15 protein-coding genes are annotated in these 20,917 nt (G+C 58.9%); 6 read left to right on the top strand and 9 right to left on the bottom strand.

All coding sequences use genetic code 11. The features are described 5' to 3' along the window. Positions 1-12: 12 nt before the first annotated feature. Both GE543_RS20335 and GE543_RS20330 read left to right on the top strand, forming a co-directional pair. Positions 13-3,129 (top strand): autotransporter serine protease, encoded by a 3,117-nt coding sequence (locus tag GE543_RS20335; RefSeq protein WP_153222234.1) that lies wholly within the window; start codon positions 13-15, stop codon positions 3,127-3,129. 348 nt (positions 3,130-3,477) lie between these two features. Beyond that, positions 3,478-3,768: a hypothetical protein gene (locus tag GE543_RS20330; RefSeq protein ID WP_060400948.1), complete on the top strand. Its 291-nt coding sequence runs from the start codon at positions 3,478-3,480 to the stop codon at positions 3,766-3,768. A gap of 52 nt (positions 3,769-3,820) precedes the next feature. Here GE543_RS20330 and GE543_RS20325 read toward each other — a convergent pair whose 3' ends face one another. The 7 genes from GE543_RS20325 to GE543_RS20290 form a co-directional block, all read right to left on the bottom strand. Next, on the bottom strand, positions 3,821-4,396 hold the full coding sequence (locus GE543_RS20325) for a Bro-N domain-containing protein (protein WP_153222233.1): 576 nt from the start codon (positions 4,394-4,396) through the stop codon (positions 3,821-3,823). A 417-nt stretch (positions 4,397-4,813) separates the two neighbouring features. Beyond that, positions 4,814-5,932, bottom strand: coding sequence for an HNH endonuclease signature motif containing protein (locus tag GE543_RS20320; protein ID WP_099315153.1), 1,119 nt, complete (start codon positions 5,930-5,932; stop codon positions 4,814-4,816). A gap of 166 nt (positions 5,933-6,098) precedes the next feature. After that, positions 6,099-7,346 (bottom strand): ribonucleotide-diphosphate reductase subunit beta, encoded by a 1,248-nt coding sequence (locus GE543_RS20315; protein ID WP_003393710.1) that lies wholly within the window; start codon positions 7,344-7,346, stop codon positions 6,099-6,101. Between the two features lie 669 nt (positions 7,347-8,015). Then, positions 8,016-8,585, bottom strand: coding sequence for a GNAT family N-acetyltransferase (locus GE543_RS20305; protein ID WP_153222232.1), 570 nt, complete (start codon positions 8,583-8,585; stop codon positions 8,016-8,018). Positions 8,586-8,689: 104 nt separating this feature from the next. Next, the gene (locus GE543_RS20300; RefSeq protein WP_153222231.1) at positions 8,690-9,337 is read right to left on the bottom strand and encodes a BON domain-containing protein; all 648 of its coding nucleotides are present in this window, start codon (positions 9,335-9,337) and stop codon (positions 8,690-8,692) included. Between the two features lie 131 nt (positions 9,338-9,468). Then, positions 9,469-9,918 carry a potassium channel family protein gene (locus GE543_RS20295; protein ID WP_003418224.1) on the bottom strand — a complete coding sequence of 150 codons (450 nt, stop codon included), beginning with the start codon at positions 9,916-9,918 and terminating at the stop codon, positions 9,469-9,471. A 25-nt stretch (positions 9,919-9,943) separates the two neighbouring features. After that, positions 9,944-10,696 carry a helix-turn-helix domain-containing protein gene (locus GE543_RS20290; RefSeq protein ID WP_024648692.1) on the bottom strand — a complete coding sequence of 251 codons (753 nt, stop codon included), beginning with the start codon at positions 10,694-10,696 and terminating at the stop codon, positions 9,944-9,946. Positions 10,697-10,947: 251 nt separating this feature from the next. Between GE543_RS20290 and GE543_RS20285 the strand changes: the two genes are divergently transcribed. Then, positions 10,948-11,838 (top strand): universal stress protein, encoded by an 891-nt coding sequence (locus GE543_RS20285; RefSeq protein ID WP_153222230.1) that lies wholly within the window; start codon positions 10,948-10,950, stop codon positions 11,836-11,838. 24 nt (positions 11,839-11,862) lie between these two features. Here the strand turns inward: GE543_RS20285 and GE543_RS20280 are convergent, their stop codons facing one another. Next, a complete protein-coding gene (locus GE543_RS20280; RefSeq protein ID WP_178118645.1) occupies positions 11,863-12,450 on the bottom strand; it encodes a GNAT family N-acetyltransferase in 588 nt (195 codons plus the stop codon). 189 nt (positions 12,451-12,639) lie between these two features. Between GE543_RS20280 and GE543_RS20275 the strand changes: the two genes are divergently transcribed. Continuing rightward, complete coding sequence (locus GE543_RS20275; RefSeq protein ID WP_153222229.1) at positions 12,640-13,860, top strand: acetate/propionate family kinase; 1,221 nt, start codon at positions 12,640-12,642, stop codon at positions 13,858-13,860. Positions 13,861-13,933: 73 nt separating this feature from the next. Then, positions 13,934-16,441, top strand: a complete 2,508-nt coding sequence (locus GE543_RS20270; RefSeq protein ID WP_153222228.1) for a phosphoketolase family protein — start codon at positions 13,934-13,936, stop codon at positions 16,439-16,441. Between the two features lie 110 nt (positions 16,442-16,551). Here GE543_RS20270 and GE543_RS20265 read toward each other — a convergent pair whose 3' ends face one another. Continuing rightward, on the bottom strand, positions 16,552-19,464 hold the full coding sequence (locus GE543_RS20265) for a ribonucleoside-diphosphate reductase subunit alpha (protein ID WP_153222227.1): 2,913 nt from the start codon (positions 19,462-19,464) through the stop codon (positions 16,552-16,554). A gap of 708 nt (positions 19,465-20,172) precedes the next feature. Here GE543_RS20265 and GE543_RS20260 point away from each other — a divergent pair. Further along, a complete protein-coding gene (locus GE543_RS20260; RefSeq protein ID WP_032699284.1) occupies positions 20,173-20,916 on the top strand; it encodes a response regulator in 744 nt (247 codons plus the stop codon). Position 20,917: the final 1 nt, after the last annotated feature.

The raw sequence follows: 20,917 nt of genomic DNA, 5'->3' as shown, positions 1-20,917 counted from the left end.
ACGGTAATTTTCATGAGAGATGCATTCAGCACCCGACACACCTCTGTCAAACCCCTAAGACAAGCCATTCGGGCGGTCAATCGCGCCTCCTGTGGCGCGCTCGCCTGCTACCTGGCGACACTGGGCGCGGCTCATGCCGCACCGTATGTGGAAGCAGGGCAGGCGGGCAATGCCGCCAGCTGGCGCAGTGCCGAGTTCAATGCCGACTGGGGCCTGGGCGCGATCAACGCGGATCAGGCCTACGCCGCTGGCTACAGCGGCAAAGACGTCAAACTGGGCATCTTCGACCAGCCGGTCTACGCCCCGCATCCGGAATTCGACAGCCCCAACAAGGTGGTCAATCTGGTCACCAGCGGCATCCGCGAATACACCGACCCGTACATCCCGGTGAAGGCGGGCGACGCTTTCCGTTACGACGGCGCACCGAGCCTGGACTCCGGCGGCAAACTCGGTAACCACGGCACCCACGTCGGCGGCATCGCCGGTGGCAATCGCGACGGCGGTCCGATGCACGGCGTGGCTTACAACGCGCAAATCATCAGCGCCGACAACGGCGACCCGGGCCCGGAAGACGGCATCGTACTGGGCAACGACGGCGCGGTGTATCAGGCTGGCTGGAACGCGCTGGTCAACAGCGGCGCGCGGGTCATCAACAACAGCTGGGGCATCGGCATTACCGACCGTTTCACTAAGGGCGGGCGCGATCCGGCGTTCCCGCACTTCACCGTGCAGGACGCGCAAGTGCAGTTCGACCAGATTCGCCAGATCCTTGGCACGCGTCCGGGCGGTGCGTACCAGGGCGCTATCGATGCCGCACGCAGCGGCGTTGTCACCATTTTCGCTGCGGGTAACGACTACAACCTCAACAACCCCGACGCGATGGCCGGGCTCGGCTATTTCGTACCAGACATCGCCCCCAACTGGCTGACCGTCGCTGCCCTGCAACGGAACCCCAACGCCGCCGCAGCCGTGGCCACGCCGTACACCCTGAGTACGTTTTCCTCACGTTGCGGCTACACCGCCAGCTTCTGCGTTTCTGCACCCGGTACGGGCATCTATAGTTCTGTCCTCAACGGCACCAGCCTGGCAGACCTGACCGTCGGCTGGGCCAACAAGAACGGCACCTCGATGGCCGCGCCTCACGTCGCAGGCAGCATGGCTGTGCTGATGGAGCGCTTTCCTTACATGACCGGCGCGCAGGTCGCCGACGTCCTGAAAACCACCGCCACCGATCTTGGCGCACCGGGTGTCGACGCGCTGTACGGCTGGGGCATGATCAACCTCGGCAAGGCGGTCAACGGCCCGAGCATGTTCGTCACCGAAGCGGACATTCCTGCCGAGTTCCGTATCGACGGCGCCTACGGCGACAGCCAGTTTGTGGCTGACCTGCCTGGTGTCGGTGCGATTGTCGATGCCGGCAAACCGACCCAACGCACCTGCAGCGGGCCGCAATGCGGGCTGGACGTATGGAGCAACAACATCTCCGGCCACGGCGGCCTGACCAAACAAGGCATCGGCACCCTGGTGTTGAGCGGGGCCAACAGCTACAGCGGCCCGACGCTGGTCAATCAAGGACGCCTAGCGATCAACGGCTCGCTGGCCTCTGCGGTCATCGTCAATAACGGCGGCATACTGGGTGGCAATGGCAGCGTCACCTCGCTGAACGCCAACCGGGGCGGCACCGTCGCGCCGGGCAACTCCATCGGCACGCTGCAAGTGGCGGGCGACCTCAACCTGGCACCGGGCTCGACCTACGCGGTTGAATTCTCGCCCACCGCCAGCGACCGCATCGTGGTCGGCGGCACCGCGACCGTGAGCGGCGCCAGCATGGCCCTGTCTCTGGAAAACGACAACCCCGCGCTGCTCAGCAGCAACCAGACCCGCAGCGTGGTCGGTCAGCAGTTCAACGTGCTGCAGGCGACTGGCGGCGTTCAGGGTCAGTTCGGCTCGGTGACCGATAACTACACCTTCCTGGACGGCAACCTGGCCTATACCGGTACAGGCGTGACACTGGCCCTTGCACGTAACGGCGACAGCTTCGCCAGCGCCGCACAAACCGACAACCAGCGCAGCGTGGCCCAGGCCATCGAGCAACTGAGTGCGGGCAACTCGGTCTACGAGGGCATCATCCTCAGCCAGGACGCTGCCAGCGCACGCCGCGCATTCACCCAGCTGTCGGGCGAAGTGCATCCGGCCATCGCTACACAGCTGATCAACGACAGCCGCCAACTGCGCGACGCCGTGGGTGATCGTCTGCGCGTAGAAGGCTTGTACGACCAGCCAGCACCGGGCACTGAAGACAGCTCGGTGTGGGTCAAGGCGCTGGGTGCCTGGGGCAAAAACAGTGGCAGCAGTGACAGCGCCAGCTCGACCTCATCGCTGGGCGGCCTGCTTGCCGGTATGGACGGCCTGATCAGCGAGCACACCCGTTTGGGCGCGATGGCAGGTTACAGCGACACCTCGCTGAGCCTGGGCGACGACACCCACTCGCGGGCATCAGCAGACAGCTACCACCTTGGCGCCTACATCGGCCACGAACAGGGCGCACTGCGCCTCACCGCAGGCGCATCGCACAGCTGGCACCGCATCGATGTGAAACGCGACCTGCAATTCGGCGCGTTTTCCGACCGTCAGAAGGTCAAGCGCGACGCCCAGTCGAGCCAGGTGTTCACCGAAGCCGCCTACCGCCTGAACCTGCAACCGCTGGCACTGGAGCCATTCGCCAACCTGGCTTACGTCCACTTCGACAGCGACAGCTTCACCGAAAAAGGCGGCGCCACAGCCCTCAAAGGCAGCGACGACACACGCGACACCGTGCTCTCGACCCTGGGCATGCGCGCCGGAAACCGCTTCAACCTCAACGACACACAAAAACTCGACGTCTCCGCCACCCTCGGCTGGCAGCACAACCTGAGCGACACCTCGTCGGAACAACACCTAGCCTTCGCCAGCGCCGGCAACAGCTTCAACGTGCAAAGCGTCTCCATGGACCGCGACGCCGCCGTAGTAGGCGCCCGCGCCAGCCTGGCCTTGGGCAGGGACGCACGCATCAACCTGGACTACAACGGTTTGCTGGGTGCGCGGGATAAAACCCACGGTGTGGGTCTGTCGCTGGATTGGCAGTTCTGATGGGGGATGCCTGCGGGGTGTAGTAGCCCCGCAGGCACTCGGTAATACCTATCGTGCCCATACGCACCGTATGACTATCGTGCCAATGCTCCGCGTTGGCACGCATCTCGTGACGCTCTGCGTCACATCCAAGCCATCACGCGAATGCTGGATCACTCATAAGTCCAAGCTTCTGCCGGGAACCGGCAGCAAAACCTGTGCATGCGGTACATCCTCTGCGAACCAAGTTTCAGGCTTGGCCTATCCATGCCTCCACCAGATCACCTCAAAAAACAAAATTTGATGGCCCAATACCATCATGGTAAAACCTTGCAACAGACGCTCGTCTGCACTCGCTAGGGAATAGCCATGAAAAAGACAGGGACAGGCCTCTTCGCCATACTCGCATTGCTCTGCGCCTTCACCGTGCAGGCCAGAGAAACCCAGGTAACAGACGCTTCAATCGTCAAAGCCATCATCCAGGAATCCATCGATGGCTACTCCGGCAACTGTCCTTGCCCTTACAACTCTGCGCGTAACGGCAGCCGATGCGGCAAGCGCAGTGCGTATAGCCGTGAAGGTGGTGAGGAACCGATTTGCTACAAGGAGGACGTCACCAAAGAAATGATCAACGACTACCGACGCCGCCTGAAAGACTGATCCGACGAGACACAATGGCCGTCACCCACATGGCACGGCCATCACCACGCATTCAACCCAGCCGAGAGGCAGGCAGCACCGCCCGCCACCAAGGCCTGCCCAAACTGCGCGGACGCGACTCAACCTGCATCTGCGGATGCGCCAACAGCATCGGCATATCCCGCAACCGTATCCACGGCTCGCTGTGCCAGTGCAACATACTCACCGACAACCCCGGCCACTGCAGCATGCTCAGGTTCGGCGTGCAGTCATCGAACGGCACCTGCCCATCCCGCAACGCAGGCACCACCTCATGGGTAAGCCACTGCCGCAACCCGCGATTCTCCGCATGGTAGTGATGCACCATCATCGCGTAAGCCCCCGACTCACTGACCATCAGTTCTGACTGCGCTTCGCCGTGCAGGTCGAGCGTGATCATCCGGTGCTGGTCAGCGTCCAGCTTGCGTAGGGTTCGCTCGTTCAATGGCCAGCCGATCATGCGACCCAGATCGCGGGCACTGAACCAGGGTTGGTTTTCGAGGAGGAGGGCAAGGAGTTGGCGGTTGTGGCGGTGGAAGGGGGTTGGGGTGAAGCCGGCAAAAACCTCTTGTGCCTGACGAGCACTGCCCCGGAATAGATTGTTTAACATGCTGACCTCTACGTATGAGCTGAAATGACGTTAAAGACCAACGCAGAGCGGGCGTAAGAAACCCCAACTGAGCGGATCAGCAAAGCCGAGATTCCCCGTTCAATTAGAACGATTGGAATCTGAAGCTATGCGTGAACTCACTGCATCTACGTTGGGTGTTTCTTAGGCACCGGCGCATACGATACCGGCGCTGGCAACGTGTCGATATCGGACAGGGGAGGGAGGGGCTGTCAGGGGTTTCCGATTTTTGGAGTGCATTGGGTCTCGGCAGCTTGGATTAAGCTTGAAGTTGTGCGAATAAGGATTGCTTGATAGTTATTTGGTTTTAGAAACTCACGACCATTACACCGCCACAGTCGGTTGGCTAAGCCGTCTGTGCTCTGGGTTAGTGATGTGTGAAAATCTAGTTTAGCAAAGTTAATAATTGTTTTTGTTCGCTAGCCAAGGAGATTCTTTTGATGAGATTATTTGCTTAAGCATCTCATTTTTCTGCTCGCCCATTTTTCCGTAGTGAATTTCTTTATGGCATGCCGGGCAGAGAGCTGCTATAAATTGTGGGTGGTCTAAGCCGCCATCTGATAAGCGATTTATGTGGTGCGGTTCTAAATAAGGCTGTTCTTTTTTTGTGATGAAAGGAGCAGATTTCTCGCAGCTTTCACATGCCCCATTAGCTCGTCGTAACACATAGTCTTTTACTGCTCGGCTTCTAGCATACACTGTACGAATAGCCGTCATCTTGCCTTTGCTAGGCAGCGCAACGGTTGCTTCATATGCGCGATTGCGGAGTATCTCTATTTCAATTTCTTGTTGGTCTTCTTGCAGAAATTCGCTCGGGCTTTCTTCGTTTGCTAGCAGATCTATTACAGGGATTAGATGAAAGATTAAAACTTTTCGTGTAGTGCCTTCTCGATCTGGTCCGTCGGTCCACGAGATATCTGCGCATGAAAACTCACCAATGTATTGCTGTCCTTTCCGCTCATCGAGCGCTTTGAAAAGGTGTAAAGTTCGACCGGTTTCTGCGTGTTTTTGAATAGCTAAATTACCCCTAGTTAGAGTCATATCCCCAATCTGACCCTCACCGGTATACGAGTAAACACCACTCGCATCGATCTCATCCCGATACCCGTATTGTTCGCCTGACGAACCAGTGAATAAAAATACTGCAGGTGCTTTATCTGATGGTGCTATCCCGCTTTGAAAACTACCGCCGAACGGCGCATGAATCTCAGACCTTCGGTCATATATTTCTCCCTTTACGAACTCAAGTCTTGGTGATTTACGTAGATCTACGATCTCAAACCCGCGAGCACGAAGATATCCATTTGTAGGTCTACCTCCAGTAAAGTCGTGAACCGCTATGCCGGTGGCGAGAGAAACGATTTTTTTCGCAGGGTACAGCTGATCCTCAACTCGGATAGCAAACTTATGTGACCTATTCGATTCCCATGTAGCCCAATCAGGCTGCTTTCTGAGCTCTTTATCGAATTTTTTCAGTGCCTGTTCAATCGCTTTCTTTTCAACAGCTGGAATCGCCACGTTGCCATCCTTGTAGGAAAAATCTCCTACAACTGTACGAAATGGACGAGCGTCTTGGCTACCTATACGATTACCTAGGTCAGAAAATTCTTAAATGACTTTTCACATTACATAAAAAAGGCCGCCTCTCGGCGACCTTCTTTGTATATTGCTGGACTAATGCGAATCAATCCCAGCTCAAAGCCCCACCAGTCTGATACTCAATCACTCTCGTTTCAAAGAAATTCTTCTCTTTCTTCAAGTCCATGATCTCGCTCATCCAAGGGAACGGGTTGGTCGTCCCTGGATACTCTTCCTTCAAGCCAATCTGGCTCAAACGACGGTTAGCGATGAATTTCAGGTAGTCCTCCATCATCGCAGCGTTCATGCCGAGTACGCCGCGGGGCATGGTGTCGCGGGCGTATTCGATTTCCAGCTGGGTGCCTTGCAGGATCATCTGCGTGGCTTCTTCTTTCATCTCGGCATCCCACAGGTGCGGGTTTTCGATTTTGATCTGGTTGATCACGTCGATGCCGAAGTTCAGGTGCATGGACTCGTCGCGCAGGATGTACTGGAACTGCTCGGCGACGCCGGTCATCTTGTTGCGGCGGCCCATGGAGAGGATCTGGGTGAAGCCGCAGTAGAAGAAGATGCCTTCCAGTACGCAGTAGTAGGCGATCAGGTTGCGCAGCAGCTCTTTGTCGGTGTCGACGGTGCCGGTTTCGAACTTCGGATCGGAGATCGAACGGGTGTACTTCAGGCCCCAGGCTGCTTTTTTAGCGACCGACGGGATCTCGTGGTACATGTTGAAGATCTCGCCTTCATCCATGGCCAGCGATTCGATGCAGTACTGGTAGGCGTGGGTATGGATCGCCTCTTCGAAGGCCTGGCGCAGGATGTACTGGCGGCACTCCGGGTTGGTGATCAGGCGGTACACGGCCAGCACCAGGTTGTTGGCAACCAGCGAGTCGGCAGTGGAGAAGAAGCCCAGGTTGCGCATGACGATGCGGCGCTCGTCGTCGGTCAGGCCTTCCGGGTTTTTCCAGAGGGCGATGTCGGCAGTCATGTTGACTTCTTGCGGCATCCAGTGGTTTGCGCAACCGTCCAGGTACTTCTGCCAGGCCCAGTCGTACTTGAAAGGTACGAGCTGGTTAAGGTCGGCGCGGCAGTTGATCATCATTTTTTCGTCAACGGCGACGCGGGCGCTGGCGCCTTCGAGTTCGGCCAGGCCTTCAGCGACGTCCAGTGCGTCCAGCGCTTTCTTGGCGCGGATCAGGGCAGCGGAGTCGGCCGCGGTCACGGCGCGGGCTTCCTGTGCAGCCAGGCCACCGGCGCTATCGAGGCGATCCATGTTGGCTTCGTTGGCATGACCGGCGTTGGTCGCTTTGGCGACTACTTCGCCGTCTTCCTTATCGAATTCGTCCCAGCTAAGCATGGTGTACGTCTCCTGCCTGAGGGGTTGCCTGTGGCACCCCTGTTGGATTTTCAAAGTATGGGCTGCCAGCGTCGCGCTGAACGTGCGCTGGCAATGGAATTTTTAACTCGGGGTCTGTTGTCGCGATCGGCCGGCTTATGAGTGTGCCGGTCGCTCTTTGAATGTGCTGCCGAGGCTGTGCCTCACAGGCGAGCAGATCGAAAACTCGAGGTTGCTTTCAGACAAGCCAGGTTTGCTTTTGCAAATGGTCATTTGAGTACCCTTGAGCGAGCGCGGATTATACAGATTTTCTCCGGCTCTTGTGCGTGCGTGACTGACTTTGATGCGGGAATTACGCCTGTTTTTCGATAAACTCGCCGTCCGGTCAACCGGCTCGTGAATGCGCGATGTCGAGGCGTAAATCCCTTATGTAGTGTTTTTTTCGAATCTGGGGCGCAGCATATAGTGATGCGAGAATTGCTGCAATCGGCTCGGCAAGGAGATTCGAGGTCATCCTTCAGGATGTGATGTGCGTCAATGCATCCCTGCTGCATGCAGATCGGGGGCTGTGAAGGACAAGGGCTGATCGCAGGCATGGGATCGGCCAGAATGACAGGCGACGAATGGTTATGGGCGGTGCAATTGTGCATCGCTCATAACCGGCGCGTTGGTCATGCCTGACGTGCTCGCTCACAGCGCCAGAATATACTCATGAAAAACTCTGGGCCCGTGTTGTTCATCCTTGAAACGGGTGAAGCCTATGCTCGTGGCCAGCCCGTCCATAGCCAGATTTCCGGACGCGTCCATCGACGATATTTTGCTGAAACCCTCACTCGTCGCCGTTTCCATGAGGTGCTTCATCAACGCTGTCGCCACGCCGCGACGTTGCCAGCTTTCGGAAACCGCAATGGCAAACTCGCAATGAGCGTCGCCTTCAAAGGCACCGTAACGCGCTACGCCGATTTCGGTCAGCTCATCGTTTTCAAAGGCCAGTGCGATGTAGGCCACGCGATTGTGGAAGTCGACGTCCATAAGTTGATCGTGCACTTTTGCATATTTGCTGAACGACCCCAGAAAGCGAAAATGCGCCATGCCCTTTCCCAGGTCATTCAGGAAGGTGAACTCCCGGTCGCGGTCTTTATCGACCAACTGACGAATCAGCATCGGGGTGCCATCGCGTAGCTTCTCGACCCAGGACCCGTCGACCAGCTCGTCAGTGTCTTCTTTGAAGCGTTTGAGGATGTCTGCTGTGTAGGGCATGCGAGTAGCTCCGGATGAACGAGGGGAATGTCTTTTGCAGCCTAGTCCGGTCAATGTGCAGCTCCGCTGTTATCGGCCCGCTGACCCGGTCGGCAGACAGTCGGTCAGTTGATGAGAAGGTGGTTGTCCACGTTCTTTACACCTGGTACTGCCCAGGCGGCATGTTCGACCGCTTTGCGTTCACGCCAGCGGTGAACGTAGCCTTCGAGCTTCACTTGATTGCCTTCGGCGGTAACGCGAATTGTGCTGGCATCCAGTTCCGAGCTTCGTGCCAGGGCCTGCTCGATCAGTGTCTTGATGTCCAGGGCAGCGGCTCTGGGTTTGACGATCAGCCGGTTATCGAGGCCCGCGACGCCTGCAAGGGTGTTGATGGCTTTTTGTGCGGCTTCTTTCTGGTACTGCCACTCCACATCGCCTTCAAGCGTGACCCATCCCTGCTGCACCTTGACCTGTACGGCCAGGTCGGGTGATATCGCGTTCCAGCGAATCAGGTCCAGACAGCGCGAGGCGATTACGCTGTCGTCGATGTAGAGATCACTCGGCACCCGCACTTCGAGTTCTTCAGCCACTGCTCTGACGCCTTTGACGCTCTTGACTGCGCGCTCGGCCGCGATTTTTTCGGCGAAGGTTTTCACATGGCCGCTGAGCACCACCACACCGTTATCTATCGTGACGCCAATCGCGCCCGCATCGATGTGAGGCAGAAATTCAAGCTCGTCCAGAATCGTTCTACGCAACGTCAGGTCGCTCATGCTCAATCCTCTTGATGATGGACGACGCGGCTGTTTATCCCGTGCCGCAATCACAGCATTGAATACCCTCCTGCAGTTCAAACATTGAGTTTTGTCAGTTAAAGCGCGTTGCAGCACAACGGCCCGTCTGCTTATCGGCGTCGCTCCACGCGGTTGGCGTGTGTGCCCCAGTACTTCTGCATCTCGATAAACAGGAAGGAAGCTGTCCAAGTGATAAGTACCAGCCCCGTCAGGGCTTCGAGTCCTGTCAGGTATTTGAGCGGGCCAGTGGGCGTGATGTCACCGAAACCGATGGTGGTGAACGTGGTGAACGAGAAGTACACCGAATCCATGAAGCTGCCGTCGAAGTTACCGGTGAGGCGACCGAGTGAATCCGAGCGGTTCATCAGGTAATAGCCCAGTGCGAATATCCAGACTTCGACGGCGTGGGCGGCCAGCGCGCCCAGTACGCCGAACACCATCCTGAACCGGTGCCAGATAATCAGTCTGGGCATCAGCCCGTTCAGGCGCAGCAGGCATTCGTAATGAACGATGACCACCGTGGTGATGATCAGAATATTGATCAGTGTGATGGCGATCATCGGAGGATTTCCCGCCCAGACTGATTCACAGGCTTTTTGCGCGGTAGCTGCACCCGTGGATCAATGCCTGCAGGCGATGCAGGTCGAGGATTTCTACCCGGCGTCCGGAGATGCTGACGATGTGCAGATTGCGCAGGTTGGCGATGGCGCGACAGATCGTTTCAAGTCGTAGCCCAAGGTAGGAGCCAATGTCTTCCCGGGTCATGCGCAACACAAACGCTGTGGAGGAATAGCCTCGGCTGTTCATTCGGCCAGACAGGTTGAGGAGGAAGGCGGCCATGCGTTCTTCGGCGTTGAGGTTGCCCAGCAGCAGCAACATCTCATGGTCGCGAACGATCTCTTTGCTCAGTACGCGATTGAGGTTGTGTTGCAGTGAGGGCAGCTCTCGCGACAGCTGTTCAAGATGGGTGAAGCGAATGGGGCACACTTCGCTGTCTTCCAGCGCAATGGCGTCGCACACGTGGCGGTTATCGCTGATTGCGTCGCAGCCCAGCAACTCTCCCGACATCTGAAAACCGGTCAGTTGGTCCCGCCCGTCCTGCGAAGAAATCGTGGTTTTGAAAAAACCGAAACGCACTGCGTAGAGCGACCGCAACGGATCGCCAGCGTGATAAAGCGCCGCGCCTTTCTTCACCTTGATCGGCTGAGGAATGATTGCGGAGAAACGATCCGTGTCTGTATGGCTCATGCCGACTGAGAGACACAGCTCTCGAACACCGCAACTGGAGCACTCTGCCTTGAGACGCAAACCGTTGATGGCTGCCAGATGGGCGGTCATAGGGTGCTCCTTGTTCAAATCAGCATAGGCGCGTCGAGCGCGCAGTGATAGCAGGCATTTCAAATGTGGATGAGCGGGGCCGTGTGTCCGGCTTTTATGGGTTTGTGACCTCTTCGCCGTTGTTGATTTAAGTCAAACAGCCTCGTGAGAGGCCATCGAGAATGAACGGGCAGTATTCCCACGATCCGTTTTCAGCCGTGTGATCGCCACCCGTGTCAGTGAGGTGCTCCGTGTTTGAGTCAGAGCGTTTAATGTTGATTGCGTCACCCTTGATGAGCAGGACCCCGGCGTTCGAACGCGCCGGGGCGCTGGCTGGGGCTAAAAGTGCGTCGTTGCATATTGTCGCGTTCGATTATGTCGAGGGTCTGGCCACGGCTGGACTGCTCAACGAGAGGGCGTTGAGCGAGATGCGTGATGGTTATCTGAGCAGCCACCGACAATGGCTGGAGCAGCAGGCACAGCTGATACGCCAGTCAGGTGTGGAGGTGACCACAGAGGTCGTCTGGGTCACGCGCCCGCTGGATGAAATCATGGCGCATGTGCACGAGATCAAGCCCTCGATGGTGATCAAGGACCTCGGGCACGAGTCCTGGCTGACGCGAGCCATGTTCACTTCTCTGGATATCCGCCTGCTGCATGACTGTCCGGTGCCGTTGCACCTGGTATCGAAAGTGGCCCATGCGCTGCCGCGCAAGATACTGGCAGCGGTCGATCCTTACCGGACCGAGGAGCAGTTCGGCAACGTCAACGAAGTCATCATCAAGAGCGCCGAGAAGCTGGCCGCGCAGTGCGACGCTGAATTGCATCTGCTTTACGCCCAGGACATGACCTACATTTTTGCGTCGGCGGGTGATCTGGGTTTTTCAACGAGCCTGGAGCACACGTTGTATGAGACCGAGCAAGAAGCCTTTGATCAGTTGGCAGGCCTGTTTTGTGTGCCCGATGAATGCAGGCACGTGATCATGGGCAGCCCGGCGAAGGTGATCAGTGCGTTTGTTCTGGCCGAGGGCATCGATGTGATTGTCATGGGTACGATGCACCGTAATCGTGTCGACACGTTGTTGGGCAGCACCACCGAGCAGGTCGCTCATCATCTGTCATGCAGCCTGCTGGCGCTGAACCCGCGCCTGCCTGCGCTCTGATGCAAGGCGTGGCGGTTGCCGGCATCAGTTCAGCTTCAACCGGTACATCATTTGAGTAGCGTCCAGCGGGTCACCGCCGGACGTGAAACCCAACGCTCTGGCCAGGTGACGCATGGGTGAGTTGCTGGCGGAGTCCATGGACGTCATGTGCTGAAAACCATTGAGGCGCGCAGCGTTGATCAAGTGCCCCATCAGTTGTCTACCGAGGCCCTTGCGCTGCCAGGCGTCAGCAACGGCTATCGCTGATTCGCACTGCGTGCTGTCGTCTGCGGCGTAGCGGGCCACGCCGATCTCCGTCAACAGACCATCATCCATGTGCAGGGCGATATACGCCATCCGTTGCTTGTAGTCGATGTCCATCAGTTGATCGAGCAATGGCTCCCCCGGCTCCTTCATCGTGACCAGAAAGCGAAAATGCCGCGACTCCGGTGACAGGTTCTTGATGAATGCAAACTCACGCTCTCTATCTTCGGCTTTCAGCGGGCGAATCAGCACGTGACTGCCATCATTCAGAGGCACTACCCAGTGATCGATCCCGAGCCTGGACACGGCAGACTTTTTGGGTGTGGTGCTGCCTTCGGCAGAAGAGGGGTGAAGGGGTAGCACGCTCATGGGGGACTCCTTGGAAGGTCGATGCGCAAGTGAAAACAGCTCGTCCTTCCTATCTCTACGCCCAGTGTGTTGTGGCTTTCTGATCCAGATCAATACCGCCGTGATTGCGACGATCAGACTGGCCCCGGTTGTTTGCAGTGAGCAAGGTTTCGCCGGTGCGAACCCACCAAGCCATTGACGGAGTGCTCCATGACGGATCGATCGCAGCCCGTGCTGCTGGTGCTCAATAGCGGTTCCTCCAGCATCAAGTTCTCTTTATACAACGCTGCTGCGCTGGCCGCGTCCGGGCCGCAGTGCCTGGGCAACGGTAGTTTCGAGGTGCGCAAAGACACCGAAAGGCTGATCTTCCAGAACACTGGCAGTGTTGCGCAAAAGCGTGAGGAATGGCCTCGCAACGATACCTCGCCAGACAGCGGCACGCTGGTCAACCTGATGGACTGGATCGAGCGCCACACGGACGGGCAGCTTTGCGCTGCCGCTCATCGTGTTGTGCATGGGGGCAGCCGCACGCAAGTGGCGGCGCGGGTCGATGCTGCGCTCATGGCTGACATGCAGGCGCTTGTTCCGCTGGCGCCCCTGCATCAGCCGTTGTGTCTGGCACCCATGGCCTATTTGAGCCGCGAGCACCGCGGGCTGGCGCAATTCGCCTGTTTCGACACCGCGTTTCATCACACTCTGGACGCGCTCGAAACCCGTTTTGGCTTGCCTGCGTCGCTCACCGCGCAGGGCCTTCGACGCTATGGCTTTCACGGTTTGTCTTACGAATACATCACCAGCGTGCTCCCGCATTACGATCAGCGTGCAGCCGAAGGACGGACGATCATTGCGCACTTGGGCAATGGCGCGAGTTTGTGCGCGATGCACAACCGGGTCAGTCGCGGCACCACCATGGGCTTCAGCACCCTGGACGGTCTGTTGATGGGGACGCGCCCCGGTCGCCTGGACCCCGGCGTGCTGCTGTACCTGATGCGCGAGCAGGGCATGAGTGTGCAGGCGCTGGAGCATTTGCTGTATCACGAATGCGGGCTGCTGGGCGTGTCCGGTGGCATCTCCAGTGACATGCGCGAGCTGTCTGCCAGTCATGCCCCCGAAGCCCGAGAGGCCATCGCTTTGTTCGTACGCAGTGTAGTGCGCGAGATAGGCAGCCTGGCCGCGATCCTGGGCGGTGTGGATGCGCTGGTCTTTACCGGTGGCATCGGTGAGCACGCGACCCAGGTGCGCGACGCGATTCTTGACGGTTGCGCCTGGCTGGGTCTCAAGCGCGACGGGGCTGTAGCGACTCAGCCAGTCACCCAATCTGCGCCCCGGCTGACGCTCCCTGACAGCGCTGTTTCGGCCTGGACGATTGCTACCGACGAGAACGCCGTCATCGCCCGTCATGCGCTCGGTCTGCTGCACGACCGCACCTGAACCCGTTCACGCCCTTCCACCCATTGAAACCTGCGAGTCGCAAGGCTTGTGCATTGCACCCTATGGAGTCGCCATGTATCACTTCAACTCAACGCTTTCCAGTGCCGAACAGTCGGACGCTGAATCGGCCACGCAGCCTGAACGGCCGGGGAGCGAAGCAGGCCCCTTGGACGCCGATCTGCTGTCACGCCTGCATCGTTACTGGAATGCCGCCAATTACCTGTGCGTCGGCCAGATCTATCTGAAGGCCAATGCGCTGCTGCGCGAGCCGTTGCTGGCCGAGCACATCAAGCCTCGACTGCTGGGGCATTGGGGCACGTCGGTTGGGCAGAACTTTATCTATGTGCACCTCAATCGCCTGATTTGCGACCGGCACATCGAGACGATTTTCATCTCCGGTCCAGGCCATGGCGGCCCGACCATGAACGCCTGCGCCTGGCTGGAAGGTACTTACAGCGAGGTGCACCCCGACATCCCGGCCGATGAAGAGGGCATGCTGGGTTTCTTTCGCAGCTTCTCCACCCCCGGGGGCATCCCCAGCCATTGCGGCCCGCACACACCCAACTCCCTGCATGAAGGCGGAGAGCTGGGCTATTCGCTGATGCACGCCTTTGGCGCTGTCTTCGACAATCCCCACTTGCTGGTGGCCTGCGTCATAGGTGATGGGGAAGCTGAAACCTGTCCGCTGGAAGGCAGCTGGAAAAGTGTGCACTTTCTCGACCCTCGTCGGGATGGTGCCGTGCTGCCGATCCTGCACCTCAATGGCTACAAGATTTCCGGGCCGACGGTCGAAGCGCGTTTGCCGGACGAGCAACTGATTGAGCTGTACCGGGGGCGGGGTTATCAGCCCATCATCGTCGCGGGGGATGACCTGCCAGGCATGCATCAGCGCTTTGCCGCGGCGCTCGATACCTGTTATGACGCGATCCGCGAACAACAGGCGCACTCCAGAAAGGAAGGGGGCGCTGCGCGTGCGCGGTGGCCGATGATTATCCTGCGCAGCCCCAAGGGCTGGACCGGGCCGAAAGTCGTGGACGGTGTGCCGGTGGAGGGCACCTTCCGCGCTCATCAGGTGCCGTTGGCCAATGTCATCGGTAACCCGCAGCACCTCCAGCAACTGGAGCGCTGGATGCGCAGTTACTCGCCCGAGACGTTGTTCGATCAGAACGGCCGGTTGATGCCCGAGCTTCAGGCACTGACCCCGCCACCAGCGTTACGCATGGGCGCTGTACCGAGTGTCAACGGTGGACGCGTGCTGGTGGCGCTGGACCTGCCGAACTTCGCCGACTATGGACTGGAAGTGCCGGGCCCCGGTCAGGTCATCGCCGAAGCCCCACGCCGGCTGGGCGAATACTTGCGTGATGTGATGCGCAATAACCCGCACAACTTTCGTGTCTTCGGGCCTGACGAGACCAACTCCAACCGACTCAACGCCGTGTTCGAAGCCAGCAACCGCACTGCACCAGGGCCGTGTCTGGAGATTGACGATCACCTGGCAAGCGATGGTCGGGTGATGGAGGTGCTCAGTGAGCACCTGTGTGAAGGGTGGCTGGAGGGTTATCTGCTCACCGGTCGACACGGTATGTGGTCGACCTACGAGGCGTTCGCCCAAGTGGTCGACTCGATGGTCACTCAGCATGCCAAATGGTTGCAGCAGAGCCGCGAGTTTGCCTGGCGGCGTCCGCTGGCCTCCCTCAACATTCTGATCAGCAGCCACGCCTGGCGTAACGACCACAACGGTTTCAGCCATCAGTCCACCGGGTTCGTCGACAACGTCTTGCAGCGCCGAGCCGATGTGGTGAGGGTGTATTACCCGCCAGACTCCAATTGCCTGGTCAACGTTTTCGACCATTGCCTGCGCAGCCGCAACACCATAAACGTCGTGACTTGCGGCAAGCAACCGGACTTTCAATGGCTGGACTTCGACGCGGCGCTCAAACATTGCTCGCAAGGGGCGTCGATCTGGGACTTCGCAGGCAGTGACAACGGTGAGCCGCTGGATGTCGTGCTGGGCTGTGCAGGCGATGTACCGACCACCGAAGCGGTGGCGGCCGCCTGGTTGCTGCAAAAACACGTGCCGGGTATTCGCGTGAGGCTGGTCAATGTCGTTGACCTGGGCATTCTGAGCGTCCCTGAAGATCGGCCTCACGGCATGGATCATGTGTCGTTCGAGGCCTTGTTTACCCGTGAGGCGCCGGTGATGTTCGCCTTTCACGGTTCGACCTGGGTGATCCATTCCATGGTTCATGGCCGCGCCAACGAAGCGCGCTTTCATGTCCGTGGTTTCAGTGATCGGGGTACAACGACCACGCCATTCGACATGGTGGTGCTCAATCGCCTTAGCCGTTATCACCTGGCCATCGACGCATTGAGCCACGTACCGCGTTTACGCGCGCAGAGTCTGGATGCGGTGCATTTTTTCGAAAGTCAGTTACGCAAGCATCACACCTGGATACGCGAACACTTCGAAGACATGCCGGAGATTCGCAATTGGTGCTGGACAGCCGATTTCAGCGAATCGCAGACGCCTCCGCCATTGGCCAGGGGGCACAGCCGAGGGCAGACGTTTACGGATGCGTGAGAGGAGAAGTGTTGCGCGACGGCGCTAGCCGTTTCTGGAGGGAGGCTGGAACAGGAAAGTTGCTCCCCACGTTGGCGTGACCAACGTGGGGGCAAGTCAGGCGTTAACGGTTACTGGCAAGCCTCACAATCCGGCTCGTCGATTGCGCAAGCCTTTGGCACTGGGGCCGGGCCGGCCGGTGCTGCTTCGGTTGGACGCGGGGCGGTGATCGCCGAGTCGTCCGGGCCGTGGCCGCCGCTCGATACTGCGTTGAGCTTGCCGGTGTTGACGGTGGACTTCTCGGTGCTGGTCGCGGCCAGGGCACGGAGGTAGTAAGTGGTTTTCAGACCACGGTACCAGGCCATGCGGTAGGTCACGTCCAGCTTCTTGCCCGAAGCGCCAGCGATGTACAGGTTCAGCGACTGAGCCTGGTCGATCCACTTCTGACGACGGCTTGCCGCGTCGACGATCCACTTGGTGTCCACTTCGAAGGCAGTCGCGTAAAGCTCCTTGAGCTCCTGCGGGATGCGCTCGATTTGCTGTACCGAACCGTCGTAGTACTTCAGGTCGTTGATCATGACCGAGTCCCACAGGCCGCGGGCCTTGAGGTCGCGAACCAGGTACGGGTTGATCACGGTGAATTCGCCGGACAGGTTCGATTTCACGTAGAGGTTCTGATAGGTCGGTTCGATCGACTGCGACACGCCAGTGATGTTGGCGATGGTGGCGGTCGGTGCGATGGCCATGATGTTCGAGTTACGGATACCTTTCTGCACACGGGCACGAACCGGCGCCCAGTCCAGGGTTTCCTTCAGGTCGACGCTGATGTACTTCTCGCCACGCTGCTCGATCAGGATCTGTTGCGAATCCAGCGGCAGGATGCCTTTGGACCACAGCGAACCCTGGAACGTCTCGTAGGCACCGCGCTCGTCGGCCAGGTCGCAGGACGCCTGGATCGCGTAGTAGCTGACCGCTTCCATGGAGGTGTCGGCGAACTGCACGGCAGCATCGGAACCGTACGGGATGTGTTGCAGGTACAGCGCGTCCTGGAAGCCCATGATGCCCAGGCCGACCGGACGGTGGCGCAGGTTGGAGTTCTTGGCCTGCGGTACTGAGTAGTAGTTGATGTCGATCACGTTATCGAGCATGCGCACGGCTACATCGACGGTGCGCTTGAGCTTGTCGGTGTCCAGCTTGCCGTCGACGATGTGGTTCGGCAGGTTGATCGAGCCCAGGTTGCAGACCGCGATCTCGTCCTTGTTGGTGTTCAGGGTGATCTCGGTGCACAGGTTCGAGCTGTGAACCACGCCCACGTGCTGCTGCGGGCTACGCAGGTTGCACGGGTCCTTGAAGGTCAGCCAAGGGTGGCCGGTTTCGAACAGCATCGAGAGCATCTTGCGCCACAGATCCTTGGCCTGGATGGTCTTGAACAGTTTGATCTTGCCTGGGTATTCGGTCAGCGCTTCGTAGTACTCGTAACGCTCCTGAAAGGCCTTGCCGGTCAGGTCGTGAAGGTCCGGTACTTCGGATGGCGAGAACAGGGTCCACGGGCCGTCGTCGAAGACGCGCTTCATGAACAGGTCAGGGATCCAGTTGGCGGTGTTCATGTCGTGGGTACGACGACGGTCATCACCGGTGTTCTTGCGCAGCTCGATGAACTCTTCGATGTCCATGTGCCAGGTTTCCAGGTAGGCACAGACAGCGCCCTTGCGCTTGCCGCCCTGGTTAACCGCAACGGCGGTGTCGTTGACCACTTTCAGGAACGGTACGACGCCTTGCGACTTGCCGTTGGTGCCCTTTATGTACGAGCCCAGCGCACGAACCGGCGTCCAGTCGTTGCCCAGACCGCCTGCGAATTTGGACAGCATGGCGTTGTCGTGGATCGCGTGGTAAATGCCCGACAGGTCATCCGGCACGGTGGTCAGGTAGCAGCTGGACAGCTGTGGACGCAGGGTGCCGGCGTTGAACAGGGTCGGGGTCGACGACATGTAGTCGAACGACGACAGCAGGTTGTAGAACTCGATGGCGCGGTCTTCACGGGCTTTCTCTTCGATTGCCAGGCCCATGGCCACGCGCATGAAGAAGATCTGCGGCAGTTCGAAACGCACGCCATCCTTGTGGATGAAGTAACGGTCGTACAGGGTTTGCAGGCCCAGGTAGGTGAACTGCTGATCGCGCTCGTGGTTGATCGCCTTGCCGAGTTTTTCGAGGTCGAATTCGGCCAGCACAGGGTTGAGCAGTTCGAACTTGATACCGGCGCTGACGTAGGCAGGCAGCGCCTTGGCGTACAGATCGGCCATTTCGTGGTGGGTGGCGCTGTCGGCGACACCGAGGAAACCCAGGCCTTCGGCGCGCAGGGTGTCCATCAGCAGGCGGGCGGTGACGAACGAGTAGTTCGGCTCGCGCTCGACCAGGGTACGGGCAGTCATGACCAGGGCGGTGTTGACGTCTTTCAGCGCCACGCCGTCGTACAGGTTTTTCAGGGTTTCGGTCTGGATCAGGTCGGCGTCGACTTCAGCCAGGCCTTCGCACGCTTCGGTGACGATGGTGTTCAGACGACCCATGTCCAGCGGCGCAAAGCTGCCGTCGGCGCGGGTGATGCGGATCGACGGGTGAGCCTGGACCTGCTCTTCGGGGGCGCGAACGGCACGCTCCTTGGCGCGCGAGTCACGGTAGATGACGTAGTCGCGAGCTACTTTCTGCTCGCCGGCACGCATCAGTGCCAGTTCGACCTGATCCTGGATTTCTTCGATGTGGATGGTGCCGCCCGAAGGCATGCGACGCTTGAACGTGGCGCTGACCTGTTCGGTCAGGCGGGCAACGGTGTCATGGATGCGCGACGAGGCAGCAGCATTGCCGCCTTCAACTGCAAGAAACGCCTTGGTGATGGCAACGGTGATCTTGTCGTCCGTGTAGGGAACGACAGTACCGTTACGCTTGATCACGCGCAGTTGACCGGGGGCAGTGGCAGACAGATCCTGCTGGGTCTGGCTTGCCTGCGGCGCGCCGGTCGGCGAGTTCTCGCGAGTTGTGTCTGTTTGCATGTGTGACTCCACGTTCTTTAAGTTTGTTCGGGCATTGCTGCCCACCATTTCGTTTAGAGCAGTCAGTCGCAAGAGGCGACCAAAGGGCTCCAAAACGAAGGTGAAAGCGGGGTCTGTCGCCGCTTCCAGGTTTTGAAGCCAAAAAGGACCGGGCTATGCCCGATCCTTCGAAAATCTGATCAAGAGTGCGTGTTCGATGTTGCAAAACGTGTACGGGATGGCTCTGGCTCATGCGCGAGCGTCTTGGTGCCTAAACTGGCCTGAAGTTCAACCCCTCAGACGCAACAAAAATGCTTGAATTTCCCATTTGAGTTGTGCTGGCGTTTTTATTAAAAACCCCACATGTAGGGTGTGCCTCGTCGCCGGGCTACAAGATAATGCGTTTTGGACATGAATTGCAACGCACCGCTTGTGGATAAAGTGTGTGTAGTTTGTGTATGAATCGCACACCGTGCGTGTAGGCCGCATAACTACTGGATCGTGACCGTTTGTCACCGATTTTTGTAGGCACTGGCGATGTACTGATGATTTTTGAGGGCGCGAACCCTATCACAAAAAAACGCAGCTGCAAGGCCGTTCTGGCATGTCATGTGCTATGCCGCGTGCGGTGGCGTGTGATCCGCGCAAGGGTTGCTACACTGGCCTGCGACGTGGTGCCGCAACCCCTGCGTTGCAAAAACAGAAAGCGGTCGATAACGACAAGGAAAGATGGCTGTGGAACCACACACCTGGCACGTGCTGATCGTCGAGGATGACCAGCGACTGGCCGAACTGACCAGCGACTACCTTCAGAACCACGGCATGCGCGTGAGCATCGAAGGCGACGGCGCGCTGGCGGCGGCGCGGATCATCGCCGAGCAGCCGGATCTGGTGATTCTCGACCTGATGCTGCCCGGCGAGGACGGTTTCAGCATCTGCCGCAGTGTGCGTGACCGATACGACGGACCGATTCTGATGCTCACCGCGCGCACCGATGACACCGACCATATAGAAGGACTCGACACCGGCGCCGACGATTTCGTCTGCAAACCGGTGCACCCGCGCGTGCTGCTGGCGCGTATCAAAGCCTTGCTGCGCCGCAGTGAAGCGCCACAGGTGCCGGCTGCCGAGTTGCGCCGTCTGGTGTTCGGCCCGTTGGTGGTGGACAACGCACTGCGTGAGGCCTGGCTGCGCGAGCAGAGCATCGAGCTGACCGGCGCCGAGTTCGACCTGCTGTGGCTGCTGGTGGCCAACGCCGGGCGCACGCTGTCCCGCGAAGAGATCTTCACCGCGTTGCGCGGCGTGGGGTACGACGGGCAGGATCGCTCCATCGATGTGCGTATCTCGCGTATCCGCCCGAAAATCGGCGACGACCCCATTCATCCGCGTCTGATCAAGACCGTGCGCAGCAAGGGCTATCTGTTTGTGCCCGAAGCCGCGCAGGACATGAGCGGCCACGTGTTCAGCGGCTGAC

The organism is Pseudomonas sp. SZ57 (genome assembly GCF_009495975.1).
Taxonomy (GTDB): Bacteria; Pseudomonadota; Gammaproteobacteria; order Pseudomonadales; family Pseudomonadaceae; genus Aquipseudomonas; species Aquipseudomonas syringae.
This window is presented reverse-complemented; position numbering and strand designations above follow the sequence as displayed.